The organism is Mycobacterium sp. E3298, from assembly GCF_001666895.1.
Taxonomy (GTDB): Bacteria; Actinomycetota; Actinomycetes; order Mycobacteriales; family Mycobacteriaceae; genus Mycobacterium.
The window spans coordinates 1-15613 of sequence record NZ_LZJB01000130.1 but is presented as its reverse complement, the minus strand read 5'-3'; the positions used below and the strand labels follow the sequence as shown (position 1 = coordinate 15613).

General features: G+C 65.7%; 16 protein-coding genes. 7 read left to right on the top strand and 9 right to left on the bottom strand.

What is annotated here, in order from left to right; all coding sequences use genetic code 11:
* Nucleotides 1-6 precede the first annotated feature (6 nt).
* Together A9X05_RS06275 and A9X05_RS06270 are read right to left on the bottom strand one after the other, a co-directional pair.
* On the bottom strand, nt 7-618 hold the full coding sequence (locus A9X05_RS06275) for a nitroreductase family protein (RefSeq protein WP_067748545.1): 612 nt from the start codon (nt 616-618) through the stop codon (nt 7-9).
* A gap of 44 nt (nt 619-662) precedes the next feature.
* A complete protein-coding gene (locus A9X05_RS06270; protein WP_067780017.1) occupies nt 663-1748 on the bottom strand; it encodes a dihydrodipicolinate reductase in 1086 nt (361 codons plus the stop codon).
* Nucleotides 1749-1874: 126 nt separating this feature from the next.
* On the opposite strand from A9X05_RS06270, the gene A9X05_RS06265 reads away from it, so the two are divergent.
* On the top strand, nt 1875-2783 hold the full coding sequence (locus tag A9X05_RS06265; protein ID WP_067780014.1) for an enoyl-CoA hydratase: 909 nt from the start codon (nt 1875-1877) through the stop codon (nt 2781-2783).
* 35 nt (nt 2784-2818) lie between these two features.
* Nucleotides 2819-3235, top strand: a complete 417-nt coding sequence (locus A9X05_RS06260) for a PaaI family thioesterase (protein ID WP_067779982.1) — start codon at nt 2819-2821, stop codon at nt 3233-3235.
* Here the strand turns inward: A9X05_RS06260 and A9X05_RS06255 are convergent.
* Nucleotides 3214-4233 carry an acyl-CoA dehydrogenase family protein gene (locus A9X05_RS06255; RefSeq protein ID WP_067748356.1) on the bottom strand — a complete coding sequence of 340 codons (1020 nt, stop codon included), beginning with the start codon at nt 4231-4233 and terminating at the stop codon, nt 3214-3216. The two genes, A9X05_RS06260 and A9X05_RS06255, sit on opposite strands and share 22 nt — an antisense overlap.
* A gap of 107 nt (nt 4234-4340) precedes the next feature.
* Here A9X05_RS06255 and A9X05_RS06250 point away from each other — a divergent pair, with 107 nt between their 5' ends.
* A complete protein-coding gene (locus A9X05_RS06250) occupies nt 4341-5513 on the top strand; it encodes an acyl-CoA dehydrogenase family protein (RefSeq protein WP_067748354.1) in 1173 nt (390 codons plus the stop codon).
* Here A9X05_RS06250 and A9X05_RS06245 read toward each other — a convergent pair.
* Nucleotides 5502-6293, bottom strand: coding sequence for a TetR/AcrR family transcriptional regulator (locus A9X05_RS06245; protein WP_067748352.1), 792 nt, complete (start codon nt 6291-6293; stop codon nt 5502-5504). The genes A9X05_RS06250 and A9X05_RS06245 overlap by 12 nt on opposite strands.
* Before the next feature lie 320 nt (nt 6294-6613).
* Here A9X05_RS06245 and A9X05_RS06240 point away from each other — a divergent pair, with 320 nt between their 5' ends.
* On the top strand, nt 6614-7801 hold the full coding sequence (locus A9X05_RS06240; RefSeq protein WP_067748350.1) for an amidohydrolase family protein: 1188 nt from the start codon (nt 6614-6616) through the stop codon (nt 7799-7801).
* A gap of 33 nt (nt 7802-7834) precedes the next feature.
* Here A9X05_RS06240 and A9X05_RS06235 read toward each other — a convergent pair whose 3' ends face one another.
* The 4 genes from A9X05_RS06235 to A9X05_RS06220 are packed head-to-tail and all read right to left on the bottom strand — an operon-like array spanning nt 7835 to nt 11737.
* Complete coding sequence (locus A9X05_RS06235; RefSeq protein WP_067779979.1) at nt 7835-8659, bottom strand: enoyl-CoA hydratase/isomerase family protein; 825 nt, start codon at nt 8657-8659, stop codon at nt 7835-7837.
* Nucleotides 8656-9741 (bottom strand): hydroxyacid dehydrogenase, encoded by a 1086-nt coding sequence (locus A9X05_RS06230; protein WP_067779977.1) that lies wholly within the window; start codon nt 9739-9741, stop codon nt 8656-8658. The genes A9X05_RS06235 and A9X05_RS06230 overlap by 4 nt, the downstream gene beginning before the upstream one ends.
* A complete protein-coding gene (locus A9X05_RS06225) occupies nt 9738-10856 on the bottom strand; it encodes a TauD/TfdA family dioxygenase (protein ID WP_067780011.1) in 1119 nt (372 codons plus the stop codon). The genes A9X05_RS06230 and A9X05_RS06225 overlap by 4 nt, the downstream gene beginning before the upstream one ends.
* Before the next feature lie 32 nt (nt 10857-10888).
* Complete coding sequence (locus tag A9X05_RS06220; protein WP_067779974.1) at nt 10889-11737, bottom strand: HpcH/HpaI aldolase/citrate lyase family protein; 849 nt, start codon at nt 11735-11737, stop codon at nt 10889-10891.
* A gap of 52 nt (nt 11738-11789) precedes the next feature.
* Here A9X05_RS06220 and A9X05_RS06215 point away from each other — a divergent pair, with 52 nt between their 5' ends.
* Together A9X05_RS06215 and A9X05_RS06210 are read left to right on the top strand one after the other, a co-directional pair.
* Entirely contained in the window at nt 11790-12935 is a 1146-nt protein-coding gene (locus A9X05_RS06215; protein ID WP_067779971.1) for an acetyl-CoA acetyltransferase, read from the top strand.
* Nucleotides 12935-13339, top strand: a complete 405-nt coding sequence (locus A9X05_RS06210) for a Zn-ribbon domain-containing OB-fold protein (protein ID WP_067748340.1) — start codon at nt 12935-12937, stop codon at nt 13337-13339. Before A9X05_RS06215 ends, A9X05_RS06210 begins: the two co-directional genes overlap by 1 nt.
* A gap of 17 nt (nt 13340-13356) precedes the next feature.
* On the opposite strand, the gene A9X05_RS06205 is transcribed toward A9X05_RS06210, so the two are convergent.
* Nucleotides 13357-14877 carry a class I adenylate-forming enzyme family protein gene (locus A9X05_RS06205; protein ID WP_082950476.1) on the bottom strand — a complete coding sequence of 507 codons (1521 nt, stop codon included), beginning with the start codon at nt 14875-14877 and terminating at the stop codon, nt 13357-13359.
* Between the two features lie 109 nt (nt 14878-14986).
* Here A9X05_RS06205 and A9X05_RS06200 point away from each other — a divergent pair.
* On the top strand, nt 14987-15613 hold a 627-nt coding region (locus A9X05_RS06200), incomplete at its 3' end, for an SDR family NAD(P)-dependent oxidoreductase (RefSeq protein ID WP_067780009.1).

Here is a 15613-nt window from a genome sequence, read left to right as displayed (position 1 = left end):
CCACTGTCACTCCCCTGTCTTGTGCCAAGGCCGGTCCCAACGATCGATGGCCGCGACCTCGTCCAGCGGTTTACGCCGCACGGCATGATGTCCGCCCTTGGGCCAGCCGACCGTCAGCAACGTCGCGATCTTCCAGTCGCCGGGAATGCCGACCATCGAGCGCAGCTGGTCCTCGCAGGACCCGTGCCACAGGGTGATTGCGGCGCCGAGGCCCTGCGCGCGAGCCGCCAGCAAGAAGTTCTGCACGGCGGGAAAAATGGACCCGCCCTGCTGGAGTTCGGTGGTCCCCCGCTGCGGCTGGACGCAGAACAGCACCAGCACCGGCGCGGCGCCACCGACGCTCATGTGTTCGGCCATCGTTCGCAGCACGCGTGATTTGGGGTCGTCAGCCTCGTCCGCCGGCATCGCGAACCGATAGAACTCGGTCATCACATCCCATGTCCGGTGCGCCGCTGCCGTGACCACGTCGCGCACGCTACTCGATCTGAGCACGACGAATTTCCAGGGCTGCTGATTGCCTCCGGACGGCGCCCAGCTGGCCGCCCGCAGGCAGGCCTCGATCACCTCATCGGGTACGGGTTCGTCGAGGTAGCGCCGGACGGCCGACGCCGTGCGCATCACCTCCCACACGTCGGCCGACGTCCGGGCGATGCGCTGTTCGCTCACGGCTTCCCCTTCGCGGGCAGCACGCCCCGCCAGGTTCCGCCGCGGGCCGGGCCGGTCACCAGAGGCAGGTCGAGGGTCGACAGCAACCCGGGCGGCGCGGCCATCACGGCGGGGATGGCGTTCAGCTCGCGCATGACGGTCGCGTAGGTCAGGCCGCGCATGTTATTTCCGCGGCCATGCATCTCGATGTCGACGGTGTAGGTCGGCATGCCGTCGATGATGACCCGGTAACCCCCGTGGGGTGACGGGTGCCGCGGCCAGTCCGGCGCCGCTTCCTCTCCCATGCGGGTGACGTGTTCGAGCGTGACGCGCTCTTCGCCGCCCACCATTCCGGCCAGCTTGAATCGCATGCCTCCCACGGTGCCAGGCTCGATCCATCCCGATGCGACCTCGTATCGGGTTGTCGCCAACCATTTCTCGATGGTGGTGTCGACGCGATCGAGCGGCAGGCCAACACCGTCGGCAACGAGATGCACGATGGGTGCCCACAACGCAGCCAGGCGCTCGGTGTCGAACAGCGGCGCCGGGTGGTCGGGGGGGCAGCCAAAACCCATGAAGTCGAACATGATGTCGGGTTGTCTGATGGGCCCATAGTCCAAAATTTCGAGCATGGTGATGCCGTCGACGCAGCTGCTGAAGCCCGTCATGGTCAGCGCGATCACGTCGTTGGCCCACCCGGGGTCGACACCGCTGTTGAAGAAGCTGGTGCCGCCTTCGGCGCACGCCTCCTCGAGCAGGCCGACGGTTTCCCTGTCCGCCGCGGGTGGGTAACACATCGGCACCAGTGAGGTGCACACCACATCCTTACCCGACCGCAGGCAGCGCGCTATGTCCTGCGCCGCCTCGCGGTAGCGATAGTCGCCCGAAGCGAAATAGGCCACCACGTCCGCGTCCGTCGTCAGGGCGGCATCGACATCCCGCGTGGCGATGACGCCGGTCGCGGGCATTCCACATAGGTCACCCGCATCCTTGCCGTCCTTGGCTTCGGCGTGGACGACCACGGCGGCCAACTCCAGACCCGGGTGCGCGATGAGGGCGCGCAGCGCGCCGACACCGACCTGGCCCGGACCCCAAAGAATCACCCGCGGCCTGCGTTGGCCCTCCGCCATGGGCACCCCTTCCGGCCGAGTTCGGCCACCGCGTGAGAACATATCTTCTCATATAGAGATAACACCATTCCCGGACGGGATGAGGAAGCAGGGCCAATGGTGAACGATTACGAATTCTTGAAGTGGGAGACCTTCGACGACGGCATGATCATTCGCATTTCGCTGAATCGCCCCGAACAGCGCAATGCCCAGAATCGCGGCATGCTGGTCGAACTCGACGACGCGTTTGCGCGGGCGGAGGCCGACGACGACGTCCGCGTGGTCATCCTCGCCGGCGAGGGCCCGATGTTCTCGTCAGGTCACGATATCGGTTCCAAGCAGGCGCGCGCGGAATTCAGTCCGGGGCCGGGCCAGCACCCCACGGTGACGATCAACGGCGGGACCCGCGACGGCGCCGAGAGAACCATGCTGCAGGAATGGCACTACTTCTTTCAGAACAACCTTCGGTGGCGAAACCTCCGCAAGATCACCATCGCACAGGTGCATGGGGATGTGTTCTCAGCGGGACTGATGCTGATCTGGGCGTGTGACCTGATCGTCGGAAGCGAAGAGGTGCGCTTCGCCGATGTGGTCGGTACGCGGTTGGGCATGTGCGGCATGGAGTACTTCGGCCATCCGTGGGAGTTCGGGCCGCGGCGCACCAAAGAGCTCATGCTGACCGGCGACGCGATCGGAATCGAAGAGGCCTACCGGATCGGGATGGTGAGCAAGATCTTCAAGCGCGAAGAGCTCCCCGAGCGCACACTCGAGCTGGCAAGGCGCATCACCCAGGTCCCCACGATGGCGGCGTTGCTGATCAAGGAATCGGTGAACCAGTCCGTTGACAACATGGGCTTTTTCAACGCGCTGCAGTCGTGTTTCTCGTTGCATCAACTGAATCACTCACACTGGGCGCAGATCCGCGAGGACAAGGTTCCGACCGCCGGGGAGGCCCAGGGGGTACCGGACTGGCGAACCGCTCCCTCGGTTGTGCTGGCGGCCAAGGACCAGGTCCGGTCCGACGCGTGAGCGCCACGTCGTCCCGCCAGCCTGCGCCCCAACCGATGGGGGTGACCATCCCCGGTCACCTGTTCGGCCAGCTGCCCTTCTACGACGTGGTCGATACCGACGAGTCGGTCGTCGTCGACCTGCACAACCGCCCGGACCTGGTGAACTACCGCGGCGCGTTGCAGGGCGGGTTGGTCGCCACGCTCATCGATGTGGCCGGCGGGCGACTCGCCGTCAAGCACGCGGGTGAGGGTAGCGGGGCGGGCACCGCGGACATGTCCATCCATTTCCTGGCACCGATTGTCGAGGGCCCCGCGCGCGCGAGTGCCACGCTGCTCCGCGCGGGAAAGAGGATGATCGTGGTCGGTGTCGACGTATTCGACGTGGGTCGAGACCGGCTCGCGGCACGGGCGACGTTGAGCTTCGCGATCCTTGCTCCCCGGGGCCCCGCTCAGCCCGCGACCGCGCCGTAACGCGCATCGGCGACGCGGTCCAATGCGGTCGCGGGATCGCCGATGACCATTGCCCAGCCGCGGACCCGGCGGTAGTACAACTGGATGTCACCCTCCATACCGAACCCGTATCCGCCGTGGATGTGGAGGCTGCGTCGCGTCGCGTCGCGCGCCGTCTCGTACCCGAATGCGAAGGCCATGCCGGCCAGTTCGCGAACGCGATCGGGCTCGTCGGCGAAGGCGCATGCCGCCTTGAGCCCGAGCAACCTGGCCCCGTCGGCGGCGGTGGCGCTGTCGGCCAGCGGGTGAGATACGGCTTGGAAGGAACCGATTGCGGTGCCGAAGGCGTGGCGTTGTCTGGCGTATTCGACGCCGATCTCGACGGCCCTCTTGGCAGCGCCCGCCAATGCGACGGCGGTCATGGTCAGCCACAGGTCGAGCGCCCGTGAGAACAGCTCGCGCGCCGCGGACCTGTCGGCGAGCACAACGGCGTTTGAGCCAATCGTGATGTCAGCCAGGGGCATTGACGCGAGGTTTCCCACCGCTTTCCGGTTATCCCCGACCGGCACCGCCAGCAACCGTTCCTCCGAGAGGGCGATGACGTAGTCTGCCACCGCCCCTGCCGGGACCAGTTCCAACCGCCCATCGCGTGCGGGACGGGGCGCGAGTGTGGCCAGTCGCTCGCCCGCGAGGACCTCGCTCAGCAGCCCGGCGCCGGTATGGCCGGCCTCAGCCAGCGCGCGGGCGGCGACTTGCGCTTCGATGAGGGGCGCGGATGCGAGTGCCCGGCCGTATTGTTCGGCGATCAGCGCGAGTTCCAGTTCCGAGGCACCCCATCCTCCAGCGGCCTCACCGACTGCCATCTCAACCGCACCCGTCTCAAGCAGCGCCTTCCACAGTTTGGCGTCGAAGCCCGACGGCTCGGCCGCCCGGATGCGCTCGGAGGTCGACTCACGGGTGAACAGCGCGGCGAACGAATCGACCAGCTGCCGCTGTTCACTCGTCAAGCTCAGGTCCACGACCGTACGTCCCTCACACAAGCGGATATGGTTACTCTCAGATTTGAGATTAGCATTATCACACGCACCGTCCTTGACTGCGTGCGACGACAGATTGGCCCATGCATATGCATTTTCACCTCGATGCCGACACGGCAAGCTTCCGCGACGGCGTCCGCAACCACCTTCAAAACGTGTTGAGCCCCGAGTTCGAGGAGCGCATCTACCGCAGCGGCGTCGCCCACGACGACGAGTTCGCCAAAGGTCTCGTCGACAAGGGGTATTTCGCCCCGGGCTGGCCCGTCGAGTTCGGCGGACAGAACCGCGATGCATGGGACGAGCAGATCCTCAAAGAGGAGCTCATGCGTTGTGACGCGCCGGTATATCTTTCCGAAACTACGCGGATGGTGGCCTCGATCATCCGCGAGATCGGCACTCCCGAGTTGAAGGATCGCATTCTGGCCGGGGCCCTCAACGGCGACATCACCATCGCGCTGGGCTTCACCGAGCCCGAATGCGGGTCGGATGTCGCGGCGGCCGCCACCAAGGCGGTCCGCGACGGATCTGGCGAAGATGCGGATTGGGTGATCAACGGCTCAAAGATGTTCACCACCAACGGTCACATCGCCGACTTCATATTCCTGCTCGCACGCACGAGCCCCGACAAGCCCAAGCACCAAGGTCTGACAATGTTTCTCGTGCCTTGCGCCTCGGATGGCTTTGAGGCACAGGCGGTCTGGACTCTCTCCGGAGAACGGACCAACATCACGTTCTACAGCGACGTCCGCGTCGGGGACGAGTGGCGGATCGGCGAAGTCGACGCTGGCTGGGAGGTGCTGGGGCTTTCGCTGCGCTACGAGCACGCATCGGGGTGGGGCCCGCACCTGATCCGACTGCTGGATCATGCCGAACACTGGGCCACCAGCACCCGATCCGATGATGGCGCACCGCCCATCGCCAAGTCCGACGTCCGGCGCCGGCTCGCCCGAGTCGCCATGGAGACCGAGGTGTCGATGCTGCTGCAGCGACGATGCGTATGGATGCACGAACAGGGCGAGATACCGGTGGCCGAGGGCCCGATGTCCAAGCTGTTCAGCACCGAGGCGCTCGAACGCGCCAGCCAAGATGTGGTCGAATTGGTCGGCGCCGACGGCTTGCGCAGCTATCTCGAGCCGACCGCCCCAGAGCATGGGCGGTTCGAACACTCCCTACGGTTCTCGCTGGGCACCACGATCTACGCGGGCACCAGCGAGATTCAGCGAACGATCATCGCGCAGCGAGGTCTCGGCCTACCCCGTTAACTTTTTGCCCCGGCGCGCCGCGGTGGTGCGCGGCGCCGCCTTGCGTGCGGGCCGGGCCTTGGCGCCGTCGACGGGCGGCGTGACGGCCTGTTTGCACCATGCCCACAACTGGTCCTCCGTCAGCTTGGGGTCCTTGCCGCCACCCAGGTGGAAGACGCCAATCTGCGCGAGCGCGGTGAGGGTGGTGTTCAGCAGCGTGGTCAGCTGGGCGGGGGTCATGTCCGTGCGCACCAGCCCGGCCCGGGCGCACGACGTGATGATCTTCGTCAGCAGCTTCTGGTGGGGTTCCCACACCTTGGCAAAGTCATCCGGCCGCTCGATCTCCAGGCTGAGGTTGTAGATCGTCATGACCCGGCCACCGACCGCTTCCGAAGATTCCGCGCGGGACAGGACGCCCCTGCAGAACGCCTCGAGTTGCTCCATCGGGCCGTCGGCCGCGGCGACCTCCTGCCGGATGTCCTCCGTGAATTGACTGGTGACGTTCTCGTAGAGCGCCAACAGAAGTTCTTCCTTGCCCGCGAAGTGTTGGTAGAACGCTCGCAAGCTCAGGTTCGACCGGTCGATGAGCGTCTGGATCGTGAAGTCGGCCTTACCGGACTCCTCCACCAACTCCAGGGCGGTGGCCAGAAACCGCGAACTGCGGGCGAGGGCGCGCGCCCGCGCGGTGCTCAGGCGCCGCTCGATCGTGCGTTGCTGCCAGGTGCCGGGCACCTCGACGTCGTTGTCAACAAGTTCCAAGCCGGTTTCGATCGGGCGGCCGGCGGGCTTCTTCGTAGGCATAGTGCGAACAAGAATACTCGCCCGCACGCGAAAATGTGCGTCCTACCTACCCGGGTATGTTGATTGCCGCTTTGCGTGATTGACGGTTTCCATCCTCCGTCGGGTTTTGTCGACGCGCGTGCCGCCCTGCCGGAGAAGGCTTTCCGGGCACGGCCGCGATGGCGCCCTACCAGGCGCGCGACACCGCGGGGTGTTCCTGGCCAGCCAAGCGTCCCCGCGTACCTCGGATCGAATCGCATGCGGTACCGTGGAAACGGTCATTCTCTCTACGAATCAGTGCGCCGCGAATTGAAGCCGCGGGCCGTCGAAGGAGTGCAGCGTTGAGTGCAGACATTCTGATCGTCTCGCCGGATGACCACCTGGTGGAACCGGCCGATCTGTGGACAAGCAGGCTGCCGGAGCGCTACCGCGACATCGGGCCGCGAATCGTTCGCACCAAGGGGCGCATGGACCCGAGCGTCACGTCCGATGTCGCATTCGTCGAGGATCCCGACGGCCGTGACGCGGATATCTGGCACTACGAGGATGCGGTCATCCCGATCCCCCTCATCAGTGCCGCCGCCGGCTACGACCTCGACGAGCTCAGCACCGACCCGATCACCTACGACGAGATGCGTCCGGGCTGCTTTCGCCCGGCGGACCGGCTCGCGGACATGGACATCGCAGGCATCGAGGCCTCGGCCTGCTTCCCCAACACGCTGGTCCGCTTCTGCGGCCAACGTTTTCTCTACGGCAAGGACAAGGAACTCGCCAGACTTTGCGTCGAGGCCTACAACGACTTTCAGATCGACGAATGGGGGGGTAGCTCGAACGGGCGGCTGATCCCGCTGGGGATCATTCCGCTGTGGGACGTCGAACTCGCCGCCAAGGAGGTCGAACGGGTTGCCGCCAAGGGAATGCGCGCGGTGTGCTTCTCCGAGCTACCCAGCCGTCTCGACCTGCCCTCCATCCACAGCGGCTACTGGGACCCCTTCTTCGCGTCCTGTGAGCGCAACCAAGTGGGCATCATGTTGCACATCGGGTCGAGTTCCTCACTCACCAAGTCCTCGCCCGACTCTCCGCACGTGGTTACCAGCGCGCTCATGGCGGTCAACTGCACGATCGCGTTGGTCGACTGGCTGTTCTCCGCCAAGCTCGTTCAATTTCCGGACCTCAAGATCGCATTCGCCGAGGCGCAGGCCGGCTGGATTCCCTACTACCTGCAGCGTGTCGACGAGGTCTGGGAGGACCGTCGGGCCTGGGGCGGCATTCATCCCCTGTTGACCGAACCGCCCAGCAATCAGGTGCCGGGGCGCGTCTACTTCTCCACCTTCGGCGACCCGGTCGCCTTCCGCATCCTCGATCTCGTCGGCCCCGACCAGCTGATGTTCGAGACCGACTACCCGCACAACGACACCAACTGGCCGAGGAGCCTGGAGGTCGCCAATAAGGCGACGGAGGGCCTGGACGAGGAGACAAAGCGGAAGGTGTTGTCCACCAACGCCAAAACGTTCTTCGGCATGGTGTGAACAACTGGCTCCGGGGATTTCGGGTCGCGGGTACTACAACGCCTTCCACTCGGGTTTGCGCTTTTCGAGGAAGGCTCGCGGCCCCTCGACGGCGTCCTTGGTCAGCGCGACTTTCATCCGATAGTTCTCGGCGAGCAGTTCGGCCTCATAGATGGGCAGCGTGAGACCCTTGCGCACGGCCATCCGCGAACCTCGTACCGCCAGTGGCGCATTTGAATTGACGATTCCGGCGATCTCCCACGCCCGGTCCACCAATGAGTCGTGCGCCACCACCTCGGTGAAGATACCCAGGTCGTAGGCCCGTTGGGCGTCGAGTCGTTCGTGCTTGCCCATCAAGATCAACCGCATCGCGACGGGCAGCGGCAGAATCCGGGCAAGCCGCACCCCTTCGCGCCCGGACGTCACGCCGATGCTGACATGCGGATCCATCAACGTCGCGTGCTCCGACGCGACGGTGATGTCCGCGGTCGTCACGAGATCCAGTCCCGCTCCGCAGGCGATGCCGTTGACGGCGCAGATGATCGGCTTGGTCATCTGCAGCCACGGCGGCGTAGCCTCTTGGGGCGCGTCCCACTGGCGCATCGAGCTGAGGATGGGCTCGCCCTGGTTGTCGATTCCGGCCGCGTTGTCCATGTCGTGGTCGGCCGCCTTGTTGACGTCCGCGCCTACGCACAGGGCGCGTCCGGCGCCCGTAATGATGACCGTCCAGATCTGTTGGGAACGTTCGATTTCCGAGTATGCGATCGACAGTTCGGCGATCATCTCGTCGTTGATCGCGTTGAGGACCTCGGGGCGGTTGAGGGTCACGCAAGCGGTGTGATCCCGCACCTCGACGTCGATCGTTTTGTACTCACTCATCTGATCCGACCCCCGCTCTCCAAAACGCTTGTGGCGCTGGGACGAAATCCGAATGCGTCTTGAAATCGGTCGCAGAAGCGGGGCCAGACATCGGGATTCAGTAGCCGTGGTGGCACACCGCCGCCGAAGATCGTCTGCCACTGCGTAGCCGTGGCAACGGCGATATCGCGCGTGGCCTCGACCGTGATACCCGCGGTGTGGGGCGTGGCCACCACATTGGCAAGCTGCAGCAACGGATTTTCCTGGCGCGGTGGTTCCTCATGGAACACATCCAACCCCGCCCCGGCGATTCCTCCGGTGCGGAGCGCTTCGAGGAGCGCGGTTTCGTCATGGACGGGTCCGCGCGCTGTGGTGATGAAGAACGCTGTCGGCTTCATCGCCGCGAACTGCCGACTGCCGATCAATCCCTCGGTCTCACTGGTCAACGGACAGGTCACCTGGACGAAGTCCGAGCGCTCGAGCAGTTCGGCAAGCGCAACGGCTCGCACCCCGCGTGCTCGCGCGCTCGCCTCGTCGAGGTAAGGGTCGAAAACGAGGACCTCCATATCGAACGGCGCGCACAGTTCAACCAGGCGCCCACCGATCGCCCCGAGCCCGATGACACCCAGCGTCTTGCCCATCAACTGATTGCCCCGCAGGACCATTCGATCGCTGAGGGAACCGGCTCGCAGCATCCGGTCTCCCGCGGTGATCTTCTTGGCCAGGTCGAGCATGAAGCCCAGCGCGTGCTCGGCGACCGCCTCCGCGCCCGGCCCGGAGTTGTTGCACACCGCGATTCCGGCGCGTGTGCACGCGTCCACGTCGATGACGTCGTACCCCGCGCCCGCCGAGCACACGGCGAGAAGCTTGTGACACCGTCGCAGCAAATCCGGCCCGGCCAGCCACTGCGCACCGCCGGCGTAGCCGGCCACGTCCGTGCGGGTGGCGACCTGGTATCCGTGTGCGGATTCCAAGATGGCCCAGCTGTCCGTGTCGGCCGCGGTCAAGTCGAGCTTGACCAGGTCGACGTCGGCATTTTCGAGGATCTCGCCGGCCACGGGATCCGTCCACCGCTCGTAAACCAGACGCGGACGAACGCTCACGTGTTCTTGACTTTGGGTTTCGCCTGCGCCGCCTTGAACATTTCGGCCAGTTCGGTGTTGACGTTCTTGTAGTCGTTGCGGGCGATGGCGCCGTCGCGGCCCTCGACTACGTCGTATCCGAGGCGCAGGTCCTTGTTCTCCATGTGGAAGTACTCACGGCCGATCGGCAGTCGGCGGTCTTCGCGCGGCACTTCCATCCACGCCCGCAGGAAGCAGCGCGCCTTCTTCGGATCATTGCTGCTGACGAAGTCGGACCGCGAATGGCACATCGCGAAGTTGTTGGCCACCGCGGCCTCGCCGGATTCCAGTCGGAATTCGACTTGCTGCTCGACCAGGATGTTGCGCAGTAGATCCACCGCCTCGACCTCTTGTGGCGTGAACTCACGGCCCAGGGCGTGCATCGCGGGCAGGATGCTGCTGTAGGTGAAGTTGATGCAGATTCGTCCGTCGATTTGGGAGAAGACGGGCACGTCATAGGGCGTCACGTCGGGTTGGTCGTCGGGCTGCTCGCTGCGGCGATGATGCGGGAACCCCCGGTAGAGCACTTCGAGCAGATCCGGCCGTTCCGCCAGAACCCGGTTGTGCGCAGCAGGCCCGCTGGCGAACTGGCTCTCCCCACCCTGCGCCGCGGGATACACACACAGCAGCGACAGGATGTCGGCGGCGTCGTTGTGCATCGCCAGTTCAGCCCGGGATTTGGTGCCCCGGGCTGGTTGTACGCCACCCGGCAGGATCTCCTCCTGCACGCGCACCATCCGGTGACCGAAGGAGTTGTTCGACACGAGATACCCGAGGTGCGTGCAGAACGCCCAGTAAATTCGTTCGAGTTCCTCGATCGAGTGCTGTTCGACCGGAAAGCCGCGCACGCAGGCCAAGCCTTTGCCGAACATTAGTTCCCGGTAGAGCCGGGCCAGATCGTCGTCGAGATCCGGGTGCCGTGCGTCCTCGGGCGTGATGTCGTCTCGGTCCTTGTTCGCCGTCTTGGCCAGGATCGATTCCAAAGCCGCTACGTTGCGGGCCGATAAGTCGAACGCGAAGTCCTCCTTGCTCTTGAAGTCGGCCCCGGTCCACGCCATCGTGTCGGTGACGGGTTCGGTATAGATGGCTGTCGGCATCCGGTCCTCCTGAATGGGTTGGCTCACTGCGGCTATTGGTCGTCGTTCGTGCAAATCGGTTCGCGCGGTGACTCGCTCAGCCCGCGGAGCGCTTGCGCGCGCGTGGTGGCCGCCTCCGTCATCATCCCAATGTCGGTCCCCGCCGAGATGAACCGCAAACCCATCCCCACGAAACGACTGAGCAGTTCGAGGGACTTTATTCCGGCCATCCCGAGCGCCACGCCGTGACTTCGGCAAGCCGCCGCGACCGATTCTACCGCACGCTGGAAATGGGGATTCTCATACTGCCCGTGGATGCCCATTTCAGCGGTCAGATCGCTCGGCCCGACGAGGATCATGTCGACGCCTTCCACCGACGCGATGGACTCGCAAGCTTCGACCGCCTGCGGAGTCTCGATCATCACGGCCACGACGGTGCGCCGTTCGAGCACCTCGACCAATTGTGTCGCCGGACGCTGCCCGAATCCGCTGACAGCGTTGGGACCCGATATCGATCGATGGCCGAGCGGGGGAAACCGCGCGGCGTGAACCACCGCCTCCGCCTCGCTCTTCGAATTCACATGCGGGACAATCACTCCCACTGCCCCGCCATCCAGCACACGGGCAATGACGCTGGCGTCGTGCGACGGCACCCGCACCAGACCGGATATCCCCGCCCCGAGCGCGCTCATGCAGAGCATCTGTGCGGTTTCCAATGACGTGGATGTGTGTTCGAGATCGACATAAACGGCGTCGTACCCGCAGGCCGCCGCAACCGCGGGAACATCAGGGGTGCGTGAGTTGAGCAGAGCCAGGCACAGCACCAGGGGGTGTCCTCGCAAGGCGTCCCGCAGCGCCGTCGTCATAGGCTCACGGTAGCCGACCGAGAATGCGGTTTCCATCTTTCTGCGAACTGTCGTTATCGAGCGGGCGGCGGTGTGATAACCATGAGCTATGCCGCCGAATCGCGTCGCTATCGTGGGCGCAGCCCTTTCCGACTGCGGTCGAGTTCCCGATAAGACCGCCATGGCGCTGATGGCGCAGTCCTCGCGGCGCGCGGTCGTCGATGCGGGCCTGACGAAGGACGACGTCGACGGTTTCGGTGCTCATGGGACGTTGCTTCCGCCGGTCGAGGTCGGCGAGTACCTCGGTCTGCGCCCCGACTGGGTCGACGCGACCAACGTCGGAGGATCCTCGTGGGAAGTCATGGCCGGTCACGCCGCGGCAGCGATCGCGGCAGGGCAGATCGAGGTCGCCTTGTTGACGTACGGATCGACCGCGCGCTCGGACGTCAGGCGCCGGGTGCGACCGTCCGCCGCCGCCATGGGCACCGGAGGCGTCCTGCAGTACGAGACGCCGTACGGCGCGACGTTGATCGCCAAGTACGCCATGGCGGCCAGGCGACACATGATCGAATTCGGCACGACCGTCGACCAGCTGGCGGAAGTCGCCGTCGCCGCCCACGAGTGGGCGGCCATGAACGAGAACGCATTTGAGCGCGACCGCATCACAGTGGCCGACGTGGCGAGCGCACCGATGCTGGCCGACCCGTTCACCTCCAAGCATGTGTGCCTGCGCACCGACGGTGGTGGCGCCGTCGTGCTGGCCAGCGAGCGGGTGGCCAAGGATTGCGCGAAAGAGCCGATCTGGATTCTCGGGTCGGCCGACGCGACATCCCACGTCAGCATGAGCCAATGGCCCGATTTCACGACCTCGGCCGCCGCCCGCTCGGGCCCGCGAGCCTTCGCGCAGGCGGGCGTCGGCCCGGGTGACATCGACGTGTGCCAGCTCTACGACTCCTTCACGTCCACCGTGCTGCTGACCGTCGAAGATCTGGGCTTTTGCGCCAAGGGCGAAGGGGGACCGTACATCGAATCCGGTGCGCTGCGCCCGGGCGGGGCGCTGCCGACCAACACCGACGGAGGCGGGCTGGCCTCCTGCCATCCCGGTATGCGAGGGATGTTCCTCATGGTCGAGGCGGTGCGGCAGTTGCGAGGCGAATGCGGGCGGCGCCAGGTCGGCGGGGCCCGGTTGGCCTGTGTGCACGCCATGGGCGGGTTCTTCACCCACAGCGCCACGATGATTCTCGGGAGGCAGTAGTGACGGCACCCGATCGGCCCACGATCGACACCGACGGACAGGCCTGGTGGGCGGCCGCGCAGGACCGCAGATTGACGGTCAACCGATGCCGGTCCTGCGGTCGGGCCTCGTTGTACCCACGGCCGTTCTGCCCGCACTGTTGGTGCGAGGACGTCGAATTGGCGCCGGCCACCGGACGCGCGCGGCTGTACACCTGGAGCGTCATCCACCAGAACGCCGCGCCCTTCGACGCCCATGTTCCGTACGTACTGGCAATGGTGGACCTCGAAGAGGGGCCACGGCTGATGACCGTCGTCGAGGATTGCGCCATCGAAGACCTGCGCGCAGACATGGATCTGATGGTTGCCTTCCGCGAAGACGGCGACGGATTCGTCGTACCGGTATTCCGCCCGGCACGCGCCTAAGCTTCGCCGGCTGCCCGTTATCCCGCAGTCGCGAGACGGTCGGCGAGCAAACGGCGCCGCCCGACCGACCCTTCGTCAAGCTTCGCGCGGTCGATCTTGCCGTTGGCGTTGATTGGAAGCGGCTCGTCCCACAGCACGAGTTCTTCCGGCAGTTTGTATTTCGGCATCCCCTCGGATACGAGAGCGACGGCGACCTCGGCCAGAGTGATATCGACGTCGGGTTCGAGCACAATTGCCATGGCCAGCCGCTCTCCGGTGGTGTCGTCGGCGACCGCATAGGCCGCACACTCGCGGACCCCGGCGATCCGAGAAACGGCCTCCTGCACCTCGGCCGCCGGGATCTTCAGCCCGTTGCGAATCACGATGTCCTTGATGCGGCCGACGATCCGCACCCGGTCGCCGACGATGTCCGCCACATCGCCGGTGCGGAACCAGTCGCCGTCGAACGCCATCTTGTCGTCCTCGGCGTCGGTGTATCCGAGGAACGTGTGCGGCCCCCTGATGCAGCATTCGGCGGATTCGGCCGCGGATCCGACGCGCACTTCGACATCGTCGAGCGCCACTCCGTCGTCGGCATGGCGCACCGCCCGCGACTCGCCCCGCAGACCGGAGGTGCTTACCGGTGCCTCCGAGGACCCATACGCACGCATGACGACGATGCCGAAATCGTCTTCGACGCGTTCGACGATCCGCCGGTCCAGCGTCGTGCCGCCGAGATAAACCGCCCGCAGCGGGACGACGGCGTCGCGCGCCACGGCCTCATCGAGTATCCGGTCGAGCAGCCGGTCCGGACCGCCGTACCACGTCGCACCCGAGGTGACCAGCAGGTCGCACGTCGCCGACGGGTTCCAACGGTCCTCGAGAATCACCGGTATTGCGAGCATCGGTCCGATGAACAGCGCTTGCAAGACACCGGTGACCGACGCCAGCGGGCTGATCAGAAAAATCCGGTCTTCTGAACCCAGGCCCGCCGCCGCAATGTAGTTCGCCGACGCTTTGGCCAATGTGCTGAGCGAGTGGATCACGCCCTTTGGCCGAGACGTCGTACCCGAGGTGTAGAGCACGAAGGATGGTTCGTCGGCCGGCCGCGCCGGGCGCGGCGGATCGCTGGCCAAGCGCTCACCGGCACCGAGTTCGATCCAACGGCACAGCCCGGATAATTCCGGCTCGGAGACCGCCGTCCAGTTCGGCGCCGCGCCGAGCCGCGCCCGGGTGCGGGTGAGAATGTCGGCGACGTGTTTGGCCCCGGCACTACGCGGCACGAGCAGCACCATCGCATCCGCCCGCAACGCCGCGTGGATCGCGACCACCGAGTCAACGTCGTTGCCGACCACCAAGACGATCGCGCTGCCCGGCACGACACCGGCGTCTGCCATGGCCACGGCGGCCGAATCGATGCGCTCGTCCAGCTCGCCGTAGGTGAGTTCGGCGCCTCGGTCCACCACCGCTGGACGGCCGGGATGCCGGGCAGCTGCGGAGCGCACCATGTCGAACGGTTCCCCGGTCCACAGGCCGGCGGCGCGGTACCGGGGCCGCAGCGCCTCGGCGCGCCGACGCGCATGCGGCAGCAGTTCAGTCGGGCCGCCCATGGATGTCCCCTCCAATGCAAATTACTGCTCTCGATTGAGTAAATGTAACCTCTCACCTATGCAGTCAATGACTTTCGATAACCAGGTGGCCATCGTCACCGGCGCCGGTGGCGGCCTTGGCCGCTGTCACGCCCTCGAGCTCGCACGGCGCGGTGCCCGCGTCGTGGTCAACGACCTGGGCAGCGCCGTGGACGGCAGCGGCGCGTCGACGTCGGCGGCCCAGGCCGTGGTCGACGAGATCACAGCCGCGGGCGGCACCGCGGTCGCCAACGGGGACTCGGTGGCCACCGAGGACGGCGGCGCCGCGATCGTGGCAACGGCGATGGACGCCTTCGGCCGGGTCGATATTCTGGTGAACAACGCGGGGATTCTGCGCGACGCGGCTTTCAAGAACATGACCGCCGAGCAGGTTGATGCGGTCATATCGGTACACCTCGCCGGCGCATTCAACGTGACGCGGGCCGTGTGGCCGATCATGCGGGCACAGAATTACGGACGGATCGTTCAGACCACTTCCGGCACCGGACTTTTCGGGAACTTCGGTCAAGCCAACTACGGCGCCGCCAAGATGGGCCTCATCGGCATGATGCACGTTCTCGCCATCGAAGGTGCCCGCAACGGCATCGCCATCAACGCCGTCGCCCCCATCGCACGGACGCGGATGACCGAGAACATCATGGGGGAA